Source organism: Celerinatantimonas sediminis (assembly GCF_046054195.1).
GTDB lineage: Bacteria > Pseudomonadota > Gammaproteobacteria > Enterobacterales > Celerinatantimonadaceae > Celerinatantimonas.
The window spans coordinates 137,426-151,206 of the sequence record NZ_JBEQCS010000006.1 but is presented as its reverse complement, the minus strand read 5'-3'; the positions used below and the strand labels follow the sequence as shown (position 1 = coordinate 151,206).

At 42.6% G+C, this 13,781-nt stretch carries 11 protein-coding genes; 5 read left to right on the top strand and 6 right to left on the bottom strand.

Features of this window, described 5'->3' with window-relative positions:
• The first annotated feature begins 43 nt into the window (after positions 1-43).
• Positions 44-1,510: a cardiolipin synthase gene (gene cls / locus ABTQ23_RS09430; protein WP_408615456.1), complete on the top strand. Its 1,467-nt coding sequence runs from the start codon at positions 44-46 to the stop codon at positions 1,508-1,510.
• A 130-nt stretch (positions 1,511-1,640) separates the two neighbouring features.
• Entirely contained in the window at positions 1,641-2,099 is a 459-nt protein-coding gene (locus ABTQ23_RS09425) for a lysozyme inhibitor LprI family protein (protein ID WP_408615455.1), read from the top strand.
• 50 nt (positions 2,100-2,149) lie between these two features.
• Here ABTQ23_RS09425 and ABTQ23_RS09420 read toward each other — a convergent pair whose 3' ends face one another.
• From ABTQ23_RS09420 to ABTQ23_RS09405, 4 genes are all read right to left on the bottom strand, one after another.
• On the bottom strand, positions 2,150-3,628 hold the full coding sequence (locus tag ABTQ23_RS09420; RefSeq protein WP_408615454.1) for a carboxypeptidase M32: 1,479 nt from the start codon (positions 3,626-3,628) through the stop codon (positions 2,150-2,152).
• Between the two features lie 37 nt (positions 3,629-3,665).
• A complete protein-coding gene (gene smrA / locus ABTQ23_RS09415; RefSeq protein ID WP_408615453.1) occupies positions 3,666-4,244 on the bottom strand; it encodes a DNA endonuclease SmrA in 579 nt (192 codons plus the stop codon).
• A gap of 131 nt (positions 4,245-4,375) precedes the next feature.
• Entirely contained in the window at positions 4,376-5,242 is an 867-nt protein-coding gene (locus ABTQ23_RS09410) for a TraB/GumN family protein (RefSeq protein ID WP_408615452.1), read from the bottom strand.
• Positions 5,242-6,078, bottom strand: a complete 837-nt coding sequence (locus ABTQ23_RS09405; protein WP_408615451.1) for an SDR family NAD(P)-dependent oxidoreductase — start codon at positions 6,076-6,078, stop codon at positions 5,242-5,244. Before ABTQ23_RS09405 ends, ABTQ23_RS09410 begins: the two co-directional genes overlap by 1 nt.
• A gap of 195 nt (positions 6,079-6,273) precedes the next feature.
• Between ABTQ23_RS09405 and ABTQ23_RS09400 the strand changes: the two genes are divergently transcribed.
• Positions 6,274-6,876, top strand: a complete 603-nt coding sequence (locus ABTQ23_RS09400) for a MarC family protein (RefSeq protein ID WP_408615450.1) — start codon at positions 6,274-6,276, stop codon at positions 6,874-6,876.
• A gap of 43 nt (positions 6,877-6,919) precedes the next feature.
• On the opposite strand, the gene ABTQ23_RS09395 is transcribed toward ABTQ23_RS09400, so the two are convergent.
• Positions 6,920-7,630 carry a DUF3108 domain-containing protein gene (locus ABTQ23_RS09395; protein ID WP_408615449.1) on the bottom strand — a complete coding sequence of 237 codons (711 nt, stop codon included), beginning with the start codon at positions 7,628-7,630 and terminating at the stop codon, positions 6,920-6,922.
• A gap of 108 nt (positions 7,631-7,738) precedes the next feature.
• On the bottom strand, positions 7,739-10,426 hold the full coding sequence (gene adhE / locus ABTQ23_RS09390) for a bifunctional acetaldehyde-CoA/alcohol dehydrogenase (RefSeq protein WP_408615448.1): 2,688 nt from the start codon (positions 10,424-10,426) through the stop codon (positions 7,739-7,741).
• Between the two features lie 693 nt (positions 10,427-11,119).
• On the opposite strand from adhE, the gene ABTQ23_RS09385 reads away from it, so the two are divergent.
• Together ABTQ23_RS09385 and oppB are read left to right on the top strand one after the other, a co-directional pair.
• Positions 11,120-12,742 (top strand): ABC transporter substrate-binding protein, encoded by a 1,623-nt coding sequence (locus ABTQ23_RS09385; RefSeq protein ID WP_408615447.1) that lies wholly within the window; start codon positions 11,120-11,122, stop codon positions 12,740-12,742.
• 109 nt (positions 12,743-12,851) lie between these two features.
• The gene (gene oppB, locus ABTQ23_RS09380) at positions 12,852-13,772 is read left to right on the top strand and encodes an oligopeptide ABC transporter permease OppB (RefSeq protein WP_408615446.1); all 921 of its coding nucleotides are present in this window, start codon (positions 12,852-12,854) and stop codon (positions 13,770-13,772) included.
• Positions 13,773-13,781: the final 9 nt, after the last annotated feature.

Here is a 13,781-nt window from a genome sequence, read left to right as displayed (position 1 = left end):
TTTAATAGGAGTCAATTGGACTTGTTCAATCGTATAGGGGTGCATGGGCGAAACTAGTTTGTGGGGGCATTTGACCCTTGAATCAACGCTCTCTCGCGTCGTTGCTATTGTTTATACGCTACTGATTTTCTCTGTCGCGTTTCGTGTCATCATGCGGCGTCGTGAGATTGGCTTCTCGCTGGCTTGGCTTGCTCTGATTATGGGCATTCCTTTAGCTGGCGTTATTCTCTATGGGTTGTTCGGCGAGCTCAAGTTAGGTGGACGCCGCGCCGAGCAGAGTAGGTTGATGTATCGGCCCTATAAATCTTGGTTAAAATCTAATACTTATCAAAGTGATACCCAGGCATCAACGCTGGCGGCCCCAATTGCCAGTTTGGTTCGTGTGCGAACAGGTATGCCTTTTCAAAGCGGTAACCGAATCGAACTGCTTAATGAGACTTCACAAATTATTAGCCAACTGATTGAAGATATTCAGCATGCTAAAGAGGAGTGTTTATTCGAGTTTTATATCTGGTCCAATGGCGGCATGGTGGAGCAGGTAAATGAAGCTTTATTAGCGGCGGTTGCCCGTGGTGTTGAGTGCCGTATTTTGCTTGATTCAGTCGGCAGCCGAGAATTTATGCGCAGCGACTGGGCCAAACGGCTTCGCGAGGGCGGTGTTCATATCGTCGAAGTTTTACCGGTCGGTACCTTGCGGTTATTGTTCCAACGTCAAGACTTACGTATGCATCGTAAAATGGTCGTTATCGATCGCCAAATCGGTTACACCGGTTCGATGAATATGGTTGACCCACGTTACTTTAAACAAGATTCTGGGGTGGGGCAGTGGGTTGATGTGATGACTCGCTTGCGAGGCCCGACAGTTGATTCCATGTGGATTACGTTTAATTGGGACTGGGAACTCGAAACCGGAGATCGGTTACTTCAACCGGTAGATACGGTGTATCTACCTCAAACTCAGGGCAGTCGCTGCCAGTTAATTCCATCTGGTCCAAAATTTAGCGATGATATGATCCCGCAAATATTGTTGCAGGCGATTTATAATGCCCGTTCGAGTATCTGCCTAACAACGCCCTATTTTGTCCCCGAAGAGAGTTTAGCTGGCGCTTTAAAGTCGGTGGCTCAACGCGGCGTGAAAGTTGATATTATTTTGCCTGAGCAGAACGATTCTAAAATGGTGAAATATGCCAGCCGAGTCTTTATTGAAGAGCTGATGAATGCCGGAATTGAAATTCATCAATTTAAAGGTGGATTGCTGCATACCAAAAGCGTTTTAGTGGATAAAAAAATGGTATTAATCGGTACTGTGAACCTTGATAGACGCAGTTTCTGGCTTAATTTTGAGGTCACACTACTGGTGGACGATACGCAATTTGCCAAGCAAATTATTGCATTGCAAAACAGCTATAGAGAACGTTCAAGCCAGATCGTTTTAAATCATTGGCGAAGTCGGCCATTAAAAGAACGATTGCTTGAAAACCTCTTTTATCTGCTCAGCCCACTATTATAAATAACGGTAGGTTAACAAGAGCTGAAAAGAAGCCAAATTGTTATCAAAGGCGAGTAATGTTAGGCTCTTGTGTTGAGTTGCCCATGGCTTTCTAGGGCTAATTAATTTAACAACATCTATAGGAAAACGTATGAAACAGGGAGCTGGGCTAATTAGCGCATGTTTGGTCTGTTTTGGATTGCTTAGCGGGTGTAGTACTCAGACGGTAACGAAGAGTGATACGGCTAAGCAACCCACAAGTGATGAAGCGCTTGAGCAGTGTTGGCAACAGGTTGCCGCGCGCTCGGAACTGGCGAGCTGTTTACAAAAGGTTCTCTCCAAAGCGGGTGCTGAGGCTGACAAGGCAGAGAAAGAAGCGGATCATCAATCTCAAACATTGGATATGACGACCAGTGCCGACATTAATGCACAACGTAATTTTAGAGCTGCAAAACGTAGTTTTCATCAGTTCAGAGAACGGTTTTGTCGTTGGCATGAATCGATGACAGTCGGTGGTGGCAGTGGCGCTGGAGATAGCTATAGAGCGTGTTATGTTGAAACAACTCGCTGGTGGACCCAATTGTTAGATCGCCAGAGTGAATCGAATTAATAAAAGTAATGCGTATAACGGCAGCCTTAGCTGCCGTTTGGCTTTAATAATTAGTTTAAGTATCGCTGACGTAGATGTTGATGGAAATATTCCGGATTTAAAATCGCGCCAGTGGCTGCACTGATGAGCTTGTCAGTAGAATGTAAGCTTCCTTGTTGCCAGATATGTTCATTCAGCCAAGCTAAAGCAGGGTTAATATCACCATCTGCCAGTGCATGCGTAATATTAGGCAATTGCTGAGTCATTACTGCAAAGAATTGTGCAGCATACATCGCTCCAAGTGTATAGCTCGGAAAATAACCGAAACTGCCGTCTGTCCAGTGAATGTCTTGCATACAACCATCACGATAGTTTCCAGCCGTAGAAAGCCCTAAGTATTTCTGCATCAGCTCATCCCACATTTGGGGAATATCATCTACCTCAATCACGCCACTGATTAAGTCTCGCTCAATCTGATAGCGAAGTAGAATATGAGCCGGATAGGTGACTTCATCTGCATCAATGCGAATATAACTCGGTTCTACTTTTAAATAGTGTTGGTTAAGTTCGCTAAAGCTGAGATCTGGTTTAAGTTCTTCTTGTAACCAAGGTAGTATTTTTTGCAAAAATGACTGCTGTTTGGCTAATTGCATTTCAAAGAATAAGCTTTGGCTCTCATGGATCCCCATCGAACGCGCTTGACCAACGGGTAGTCCTCGCCATTGCTGTGGTAAATTTTGTTCATAGCGGGCATGCCCAGTCTCGTGGATAATTCCCATTAAACTGCGTGAAAAATCTTCGCTTTCGTAGCGGGTGGTAATTCGTACGTCTTCAGCTACACCACCACAGAAAGGATGAGCACTGACATCAAGCCGACCATGGTTAAAATCAAATCCCAGATATTCCATGATTTTTAGCCCAACTCGTTTTTGTGCTGCGCTATCGTAGTTTCCTGATTTTAGTCGTTGCCAACCTTGCTGATGTTGCTGAACTTCACGAATGAGATCAGGTAGCCACTGATTCATTGGTAAAAATAGTTGATCCAGACGTTGCTGGGTCATATCTGGTTCATATTGATCGATTAGTGTGTCATAAGGCGCCATACCCGTGATTGAAGAGCGGATCTTTGCCTCTTCCCGGCTTAATGTTACGACTTCTTTAAGCAGTGGTTTAAACCCTTGCCAATCATTATTTCGACGCTGTTCTCGCCATGCATGTTCACAGCGACTCCCGGCAATGCTTTTCGCTTTAACCAGTTCCGCTGGTAGCATGGTTGCCTGTTGCCATTGGCGACGCATTTCTCTTAATGATTGATGCTGGGTTGTATCAAGAGATTCATCTTCAGCGCGCTCAAACCATTCTTCGAGGCTTGATAAGTTATAGGCTTGATGAATAGTGATAGCTAACTCCGACAATGCATCGCTGCGAGCTTCATTTCCTCCTGTTGGCATTTGCGTTGCCTGATCCCATCCGACAATGGCTTGTAAGTGTTGCAGATGGTAAATACTTTTAAAATGATCCGTAAGTTTTTGGTAAAAAGGCCCGGCCATAATTGCCTCTCCCTTATTATCTAAATAGCTGGGATAATTAACCTAGGTGGCGAGCGTGCCGTTCCTGGTTATCTATTTTTCTTTCAAGACTTTTGCGCAGAAGCACATAAATAGCGCCATAGCCGCCGTGCATTGGTTGAGCAGTATGGACTGCTAAAACATCTTCGAGCTGAGGCAGCCAATGACAAACGTAACTTTTCATTCGTGCCGGCGGATTTGATTTTGCTCCTTTGCCATGAATGATCAAGACACATCGATGGCCATTAAGCTGACTTTGGTGAATAAATCTTAAAATTTGTATCCGAGCTTGCTCAAGGCGAAGTTGATGCAGGTCGATACGGTCACCTATTGGATATTTGCCTAAGCGTAGTTTTTTAAATACACCCTCTTGAATCCCTGATTTTTTATAACTAATCAGGTCATCTGGTTTAAGCTGCGCTGGGAGGGTGTCAGATAACCCATCTTCTATCTCATCTAACTGCGCGCACGCTGACGCTCGTCTTGCCAGCTGAGCATCACTTGGCTGAGTTGGACTGGGGTGGGATAGATGGCGGTCTTGTTTGATGGGGGCAACACCTTGTAGTTGTTGTCTAAACAGGTCTAATTCGTCTGTCATAGCAACCTCCTGCAATCGCTTCGGTGACATGCAACTCATTTAATGGTCAGTTAAATGATAATTTTTAAGTATAGATTTGTTACGTCTAATCCCATGATTTATCTTTCATCAGGAATTTATATTTGAATGAGTTAACTTATTTTTTTAACGTGATACCCCGCTTTTTCTAATAGCTGTACCAGCCCGTCTGGACCACTAAGATGTAAAGCTCCAACTACAATAAATTGTTTCCCCGGTGCTTTTATTTGGGTGAGCTTTCTTAGCCACTGTCGATTACGTTGTTTTAGTATGTTGTTAGAGAAATCTTTGTTGCTGCTCGATTGATCATTGGCTAGCAGTTTGGTTAATTGTTCTTCTTTGCCACTTCGCCACGCACTGACGATTTCATCAAGTGTTTTTTTCATGGCATCGTTGGTATTTAAACTTTCGCGCAACAGCTCTATCTGATCTTTTTTTAGTTTAGCTAATGCTTGAAATTGTGCTGTTACTGTTTCCAGTGAGCGGACTGGTTTTTGCGCTTTACTCGCAAGAGATAAAAAGTACTGGTCGATACCTAATGAGCTGTCATAGCCAAGCTGCTGATAAAACTGCTGATTTAAGATGATACTGATATACCATGGCGTTATCGTTTCCAATTGCGGCATTGATAAATGTAGCTGCTGCGCCTTGGTTTTGAGGCTTTGATACAACGAGGCGGGGATAATTTGATCAAGCTTTTGACCTGCTTTGAGGTGAATCAGCTCCTGAATTTTAGCTCGAGTACTATCAGATATGTGGCGTGTATCGACTTCAACCCATAATTGGCGACTTTCGCCAAATGCTTCGAGCGTTTTTTTCGGCAATGGGTAGAGTTTATTGGTTCCTACATGAATCGAACCAAATAAATAAAGCGTTTGATTGTTACGCTGCGCTTGCCAAAGTGCAGGCTTTGCTTGAGCAACTAAAGGCAGGCAAAGTAAAAATAAGGTGAGCCAACGCCGATAATGGTTTGCCTTCATCACACGCCTCCTTTTAACAAAACTTTATCCAGCCAACGCGTGGGCAAAATTCGCCGTGCAATGCCCGTAAATTTACTCGCTCGAGTCACGTAATAACGTGGTTTTGGCAAGGGTTGAGTCAGCGCCTTAAGTAGTGCTTGCATGACAGCTTCTGGCTCTAATGTATAAGGATTGAGTGGTTTGTCGCTATCAAGGCGTTTTAATGTTGCTTGATAGCTGTCCCGATGGCGTGAAGATTGCCAATCGATGGTATTTAAAAAGACGGTTTTAGCATTATGGCGAAATTGGCTGTTGATGGGGCCTGTTTCTATCAATGATATTTTTATGGGTGTATCAGCAAGTTCTAAACGCAAGGTATCGGTATAACCTTCCAGAGCAAATTTAGACGCACTATATGCGCCACGAAAACGCAATGCAGCCAAGCCTAAGACCGAGCTGTTTTGAATAATGCGGCCATATCCTTGTGCGAGCATCTTTTTTAATACCAGTTGAGTTAAATGGTGCCAACCAAAGAAGTTACTTTCAAATTGGGCTTTGAGATCGCAAGTTTTAAGATCTTCTAGCGCACCTGTTTGGCCATATGCCCCGTTATTAAAAAGAGCATCGATTCGACCATCTAATAGCGCTAAAGCATCTTTAAAGCCTTGTTCGATTAAACTGCTATCCGATAAATCTAGATGGACCGTAGGTATATTTTGCTCATTCAGGCGGGCCACATCACTGTGTTTTCGACAGCTTGCTACAACGCGGTAGCCAAGCTCAGATAAGCGTTTTGCACAGTGGTAACCGATTCCACTTGAACAGCCAGTTAAAAGAATACGTGATATATCGGTCATGGTAATTCAACTACTATTATAATTATCTTTCGACTATACCACTAACGTATCGCATTCATCTACGCGCGATACTGGCAAAAGTTAAATTGTATTATTATCTTAAGTAATCCGAGATGATTAGAATTTTCAGATTGGGACTTAGGTGTTGCGAGCTTATAATCGCAGCCACTTTGCTCCCCCCTAGATTGGTTCATTATGTTGATTTACATTATTAATGTTTGCGTGAAGTTCTTCTTCATGTGTGCCCCGTTTTTTGTACTGTCAACCTACATTGCGATTACGCGGCGCTGGGAAGATAGCGTACGACGCAAATTAGCGATTAAAGTCATGATTGCCAGCATTTGTATGAGCGTGATTGTTTATCTGGGCGGGGATTTTATCTTTTCGCTATTTGGCATAAATATTCACTCATTTCGTATTGGCACGGGCGTCATTTTATTACTGACGGCCATTCAACTTTCCACCGGTGGTGATAGTGCTTCTAAAGTGAGTGCTGATGTCACGCCAAGTGATGTGATGATTGTGCCATTAACGACACCAGTTATTGTCGGCCCGGCGATTCTCGGGGCGATTGTGGTGATGGCTGCTGAAGCTCATTCTATCGGAACCCGAATTGCCGACCTCACTGGAATTACAGCCGCGATGTTATTGGTCGGGTTCATTTTGTATATCAGTTCAACGGTTGAGCGGCTAGTGACCAAACAGGGAATTTCGGTGATGACTAAAATTAGTGGACTGATTTTGTCTGCGATTGCCGCGCAGATGATTATGACCGGTGTAAAAGCTTTCATCGATTAATCGATATGTATAAAAAGGGGCAGCAGAAGCTGCCTTCTGTATTCTATTGAAACTTAAAGTCCGTTAGTTCCATTGCGCTCCACTGTTTACCTTTGCGTAGCACTTGTAATTTAATCAATTGGTAATCAAGTTTGGGCGCCAGCCACATGTAAGTTTGACGGTCACCATGTTGGATACGTTTAAGACGAATGGTTTTGAAGCTACCCGCAGGCACTTTTAGGGTTTCCTGACCATCAATTTTAAATTTGTAATCTTTGGTTTTATCCCCTTCCACATAGTGGTAGTGAAAGTTGGTTTGCCCGGATTTAACATCATCTTGAAATTGGATCTGAAATGCGGTGGCATCTAGAGTATTACCCCAACTTCCTGCTGGGAAATGTTTGGTTTTATCATCGCTTTTGACAATCAACCCGCCCTTGCCGTCAGCTTTACCCGTGATATCGGTAGAACCTAAGAACACTCGTTTATGGCGGCTGAACTTTTCTGTCACAATTCTTTGATTTTGGTAGCTGAAGTAGCTTTTGTCATCGTAGCTCATGCCTGCGCCACCAAGGACTTTGGCGGTACTGGTTGCTTTATAAGTACCATTAGCTTGTTTTTCTAATGCGCGGCTACCATGACCAATTGCAGCATTTTTAAAGTAGGCCTTGTAGTCAGCTTTAAAGGGTTTTACAGGTTGCCAGGTTTGTGCTTGAGCGGTATTGGCAGCTGCAATGGTGAGAACTGTTGCGATGGTAAGAACTGGTTTGAGCATAGCGTTACATCTGTTTTTAATCATGGCATCAGTATGCCAAAGCTTACCCCAAAACAAAATAGCCCCGCCTAAGCGGGGCTATGAACTACAAGTAGCTAACTAGGTAGGTTATTTAGCAGCTACTTCTTTTTTTGCGCGACTGGCAGATTTAGTCGCTTTTTTTTCAACAACTGGTTCTTGTTCTTCTTCGCGTTCGTATGTTTCTACGTAGTAGTTACCGTAGAATGAATCGATAAGAATCTGTTTCAGTTCACTAATTAATGGGTAACGAGGGTTCGCACCAGTACATTGGTCGTCAAACGCTTCGACAGCAAGCTGATCAATTTTTGACATGAAATCAGCTTCAGAAATCCCAGCAGCTTGAATAGAGGTTGGAATATCTAATTCGACTTTCAATGCTTCTAACCAATCCAACAGAGCATTGATTTTGTCCTGAGTACGGCCTTCGCGGAAACCAAGGTGTTCAGCAATTTCAGCATAACGAGCCCGAGCTTTTGGACGGTCATACTGAGAAAATGCTGCCTGTTTGGTTGGCAGGTTAGTTGCGTTGTAACGAATCACGTTAGTCAGCAATAGCGCGTTTGCTAAACCGTGAGGAACATGGAACATTGCACCTAATTTATGTGCCATTGAGTGACAAATTCCCAAGAACGCTTGAGCAAATGCAATACCGGCAATTGTGGCACCATTATGTACTTTTTCACGAGCGATTGGGTCTTTTGCTCCGTTGTGATAAGCACTTGGCAGATATTCTTTTAACAGAGTCAATGCTTGCAGTGCTTGTCCATCAGAAAACTCGTTTGCCATGATTGAAACATAGGCTTCCATCGCGTGAGTGACTGCATCGTAACCACCGAATGCGGTCAGCGATTTAGGCATATTCATCACTAGGTTTGCATCAATAACCGCCATGTTAGGAGTTAATTGATAATCCGCCAGTGGGTATTTTTTACCAGTATGGTCATCAGTTACAACGGCAAATGGAGTCACTTCTGAACCAGTCCCTGAAGTGGTGGTAATGGCAACCATCGTTGCTTTTGCACCCATTTTAGGGAATTTGTAAATACGTTTACGAATATCCATGAAACGAAGAGCCAACTCTTCGAAATGAACTTCTGGATGTTCGTACATAACCCACATGATTTTAGCCGCGTCCATTGGAGAACCGCCACCGAGAGCCAAAATAACATCTGGTTTAAACTGGTTAAGCAGGTCTGCCCCTTTGCGTACGATACTCAAAGTTGGGTCAGCTTCTACTTCATAGAAAACTTCAGTTTCCATGCCTTTTTCGTGCAGAATTTCAATCAGTTCGTCTGCATAACCGTTGTTAAACAAGAAACGGTCAGTGACCACACAGGCGCGTTTTTTGCCAACCAAATCTTCCATAGCTTCTGGTAAGCAGCCGCGACGGAAGTAGATAGATTGTGGAAGTTTATGCCATAACATGTTTTCTGCCCGTTTTGCGACTGTTTTTTTGTTGATCAAGTGTTTTGGACCAACGTTTTCAGAAATGGAGTTACCACCCCATGAACCACAACCTAAGGTCAGTGATGGTGCCAGTGCAAAGTTATAAAGGTCGCCAATCCCACCTTGAGAGGTTGGAGTGTTAATCAAAATACGGGCGGTTTTCATTTTATCGCCGAAGTAATTGATGCGATCTTTATTTAAATCCTGGTCGGTATATAAAGCAGAAGTATGACCAATCCCACCAATGTTAACCATCTCTTCGGCTTGTTCTACTGCATGTTTAAAGTCTTTAGCAACGAACATTCCTAAAGTTGGAGAGAGTTTTTCATGGGCAAACTCATCATTGGCATCAACATGAACGCCTTCGCCAATCAATACTTTCGTCCAAGCTGGAACGCTAACACCGGCCATTTCGGCAATTTTAACGGCTGGTTGGCCTACGATTTTGGCATTCAGAGCGCCATTAATCATCAGCACTTTGCGAACTTTGTCGGCTTCTTCTTTAGAGAGAATGTAACCGCCATAGTTTGAGAAACGTTCTTTAACTGCATCGTAAACGTCTTGAACGATAATTACGGCTTGTTCTGATGCACAGACAACCCCGTTATCAAATGTTTTAGACATTAAGATTGAAGAAACTGCACGTTTAATATCTGCTGTTTCATCGATAACCACCGGAGTATTCCCAGCACCTACACCAATTGCAGGTTTACCTGATGAGTAGGCAGCTTTAACCATGCCTGGACCACCAGTTGCCAGAATCAAGTTAATGTCTTTGTGGTGCATTAACGCGTTGGATAATTCCAGTGTTGGTTCATCAATCCAACCAACGATATCTTTTGGTGCACCTGCTGCAACCGCTGCTTCAAGTACGATTTGAGCTGCTTTATTAGTTGATTTTTTAGCTCGTGGGTGAGGGGAGAAAATAATCCCGTTACGAGTTTTCAAACTAATCAAAGCTTTGAAAATAGCAGTAGAAGTTGGGTTAGTGGTTGGGACAATCCCACACAATATACCAATTGGCTCAGCGATGGTAATCGTACCCATCTCTTCGTCTTCTTCTAAAATACCGCAAGTTTGATCGTCTTTATATTTGTTATAGATATATTCAGAAGCAAAGTGGTTTTTTATCACTTTATCTTCAACGATCCCCATGCCTGATTCAGCTGCAGCCATTTGTGCTAATGGAATGCGTTCATCAGCCGCTGCTAATGCGGCAGCACGGAAAATTTTGTCAACTTGTTCCTGGCTGTAGGTCGCGTAAATCGCTTGAGCTTTTTTAACTCTCGCGACTAAAGCATCAAGTTCAGTAACATTGGTGACAGTCATAAATCTCTCCTTAAGTATAGAAAGCTGTTTAGCAAGGGCCGTATGAGCCGTGATGTTTGCATACCCCAAAACATCCACATTTTCGCCGCCAGAGCATCCTTGCTAACCAGCCTTCGATGCACAGTATATGAATACTCTAGGTAACAAAACTTGACTTGGATCAGTTGTTGTTTAGTTACAAATGAAATTTGAAAATGAGATCAAAATTACTCTTTAAAGCCAGTAAATAGGCGGCATTTAGGTTAAGTAACGTAAAATAATCTCATTTAATATTTTATTTTGTTGCAAACTTACAAGATAACTGATCATACTTTGTATTCACTTAAGTGTAGCTAGTCCTGTTCAATATATAGACTTTGTCGCTATGTTGATTGCCGCTTGCCAAGAGGTTCTTTATCTGTAGGATATGTGCCGTTTTTTACGTCAGTTGTTGGATACTGATGATGTAAATCAACATAACTATTCTGAAAAATTGATTTTATATGGCACTTAAATTTTTTCGGGCGTCACATTAACGAATAATTGTTTGTCCAAGTTGGTTTAGAGATGTACAATCCGTGGTTGATTGTCTATCGAACAGGATAATTATCTGTTTAGTGATGATTTAATTAGAAATAATAACCGTTCACAAAGTGACTCTTTTAGCACTATTTTTCCGTTTGGGATGCCCTTATAAAATGGAGATTTGTTTGAATGAATCTAAATAAGAAAATTCTTAGCACGCTCGTGGTTTCAGCGATGTTAAGCGCAACCACAGCATATGCAGCGACAGTTCCAGCCGGAACCAAGCTTGCAAAAAAACAGGTCATGGTTATTAACAATGGCTCTGAACCAGGATCATTAGATCCTCAATTAATTCAAGGTGTACCAGGACAACACATTGCCCAGCAATTGTTTGAAGGTCTTGTTAGTCAGGATGGCAACGGTAAAACTGTCCCTGGCGTTGCTAAAAGCTGGGATAATAAAGACAATAAAGTCTTTACCTTCTACCTGCGCGATGATGCTAAATGGTCAAATGGCAAACCTGTAACGGCTCAGGATTTTGTGTTTGCATGGCGTCGTTTGGTTGCACCTAAAACTGCATCTCCTTATGCATACTATTTACAGTTAACGAGTATTCTGAACGTTGATGACATCGTTAATGGTAAAAAAGACCCGAAAACTTTGGGTGTGAAAGCATTAGATGATCATACTCTGCAGGTAACTCTGGCTCACTCTGTGCCATATTTTGTAAAAATGATGGCTAACTCATCCGTTTTTCCTGTTTATCCACCTGCGATTGAAAAATGGGGCGATAAATGGACTCAGCCAGAGCATATGGTTTCAAACGGTGCTTATACACTCAGTAAATGGATTGTGAACGGTCGTATTGTGATGACTCGTAACGACCAATACTGGGATAATAAAGACACTGTTATTAATCAGGTTACTTTCTTACCTGTTTCTGATCAGGTCGCTGCGATGAACCGCTTTATGGCGGGTGAAATCGATATGACTTATGAAGTGCCGAACGAACAGTTCAAACACTTGAAAAAAGATTATCCAAAAGATCTGAAAGTGACTGGTTATCTGTGTAACTACTACTACGACTTCAACAACAAAAAACCACCATTTAATGATGTTCGCGTTCGTAAAGCTCTTTCTTATGCGATTAACCGTGATGTCATCACTAAATTTGTAACTGGTAAAGGTGAAGAACCTTTATACGGATTTACACCTGGTTCTGTTGAAGGTTTCCATGCTCCAACATTTGCCTATGCTGGAATGACTCAAGCTCAGCGCTTAGCTAAAGCCAAAGAGCTGATGAAAGAAGCAGGCTATGGTAAAGGTGGTAAACCGCTGAATGTTTCTATCTTGTACAACACAAGTGCTAACCATAAGAAAATTGCACTGGCTGTTGGTCAGATGTGGAAAGCACTCGGTGTGAATGTAACGTTAGAAAACCAAGAATGGAAAACATTCTTAGATACTCGTCAGAACCACAATTTTACCGTTGCACGTGATGCATGGTGTGGTGACTATAACGAAGCTTCTACCTTTATGACATTGCTGATGACCGGTAATGCTCAGAACAACGCGGATTACAGTGATCCAAAATACGATGAGCTCATGAATAAAGCGTTGAATACTGCTGATGATGCGGCTCGTAACAAACTGTATTCAGAAGCTGAAAAAGTTATCGCAAAAGATGCGCCAGTTGCGCCTGTTTACTCATATGTGAACGCGCGTTTGGTGAAACCTTATGTTGGTGGTTATCCAATGCACAATGCGCTGGACTATTACTACGTTAAGAATTTCTATCTGAAAGCGAAATAAATCAGTCATAAAATAAATTGATTGATACGTACGGGTGCTGACTGGCCCTCCCCAGCAGCACCTTTTATACACTTAAGTTTTGGTAACGAATCTCGAACGAGACTAGTTTATGTTAAAGTTTATTTTCAAGCGTATATTGGAAGCGATTCCAACTTTGCTGGTGTTGATTACAGTGTCATTTTTCATGATGCGGTTTGCACCAGGGAACCCGTTTTCAAGCGAACGGGAATTACCTCCTGCTGTCGAAGCAAACCTAAATGCCAAATATGGCTTGGATAAGCCTTTAGTTGTGCAATATTTCAATTACATGAAAAATATGCTGCATGGCGATTTGGGACCTTCATTTAAATACAAAGATCAGGATGTTACATCTTTGATTCAGCAATCTTTACCGGTATCAGCACGAATTGGAATTTATGCTTTTATCCTCGCTGTTGTTATGGGTGTTGCTGTCGGGACGGTATCAGCGCTTAAACAAAATACTTGGCTTGATTATACGACCATGTCTACGGCAATGATTGGGGTGGTGATGCCCTCATTCGTGATTGCGCCCGTATTGGTTTATATATTTGCATTATGGTTGAAAATTCTGCCAGCTGGAGGGTGGAATGGTGGAGATTTTCGGCACATGATTTTGCCTGTGGTGGGGATGGCGCTGCTTTATGTCGCGACATTTGCAAGGATTACCCGCGGTAGCATGATTGAAACGCTACACTCTGATTTTATTCGAACCGCTAAAGCCAAAGGGATGCCTTATTTGCGCGTGGTTTTAAAACATGCATTAAGACCTGCGCTATTACCTGTTATTTCATATATGGGGCCTGCTTTTGTCGGTATTATTACCGGATCGGTTGTCATTGAGACTATTTTTGGTCTGCCTGGAATTGGCCAGTTATTTATTAATGGGGCTCTAAACCGTGACTACTCGTTAGTTCTTGGGGTGACAATTGTCATTGGTGTTTTGACTATTTTCTTTAACGCTATCGTCGATATTTTATTAGCGTTAGTCGATCCGAAAATTCGAATATAGGGAGCCGGC

Bases quoted from the DNA above. Each gene is read 5' to 3' on its own strand.
- ABTQ23_RS09385 (WP_408615447.1), top strand. From the start codon at position 11,120: ATGAATCTAAATAAGAAAATTCTTAGCACGCTCGTGGTTTCAGCGATG.
- ABTQ23_RS09425 (WP_408615455.1), top strand. From the start codon at position 1,641: ATGAAACAGGGAGCTGGGCTAATTAGCGCATGTTTGGTCTGTTTTGGA.
- smrA (WP_408615453.1), bottom strand. From the start codon at position 4,244: ATGACAGACGAATTAGACCTGTTTAGACAACAACTACAAGGTGTTGCC.
- ABTQ23_RS09395 (WP_408615449.1), bottom strand. From the start codon at position 7,630: ATGCTCAAACCAGTTCTTACCATCGCAACAGTTCTCACCATTGCAGCT.
- ABTQ23_RS09410 (WP_408615452.1), bottom strand. From the start codon at position 5,242: ATGAAGGCAAACCATTATCGGCGTTGGCTCACCTTATTTTTACTTTGC.
- adhE (WP_408615448.1), bottom strand. From the start codon at position 10,426: ATGACTGTCACCAATGTTACTGAACTTGATGCTTTAGTCGCGAGAGTT.
- ABTQ23_RS09405 (WP_408615451.1), bottom strand. From the start codon at position 6,078: ATGACCGATATATCACGTATTCTTTTAACTGGCTGTTCAAGTGGAATC.
- cls (WP_408615456.1), top strand. From the start codon at position 44: ATGGGCGAAACTAGTTTGTGGGGGCATTTGACCCTTGAATCAACGCTC.
- ABTQ23_RS09400 (WP_408615450.1), top strand. From the start codon at position 6,274: ATGTTGATTTACATTATTAATGTTTGCGTGAAGTTCTTCTTCATGTGT.
- ABTQ23_RS09420 (WP_408615454.1), bottom strand. From the start codon at position 3,628: ATGGCCGGGCCTTTTTACCAAAAACTTACGGATCATTTTAAAAGTATT.
- oppB (WP_408615446.1), top strand. From the start codon at position 12,852: ATGTTAAAGTTTATTTTCAAGCGTATATTGGAAGCGATTCCAACTTTG.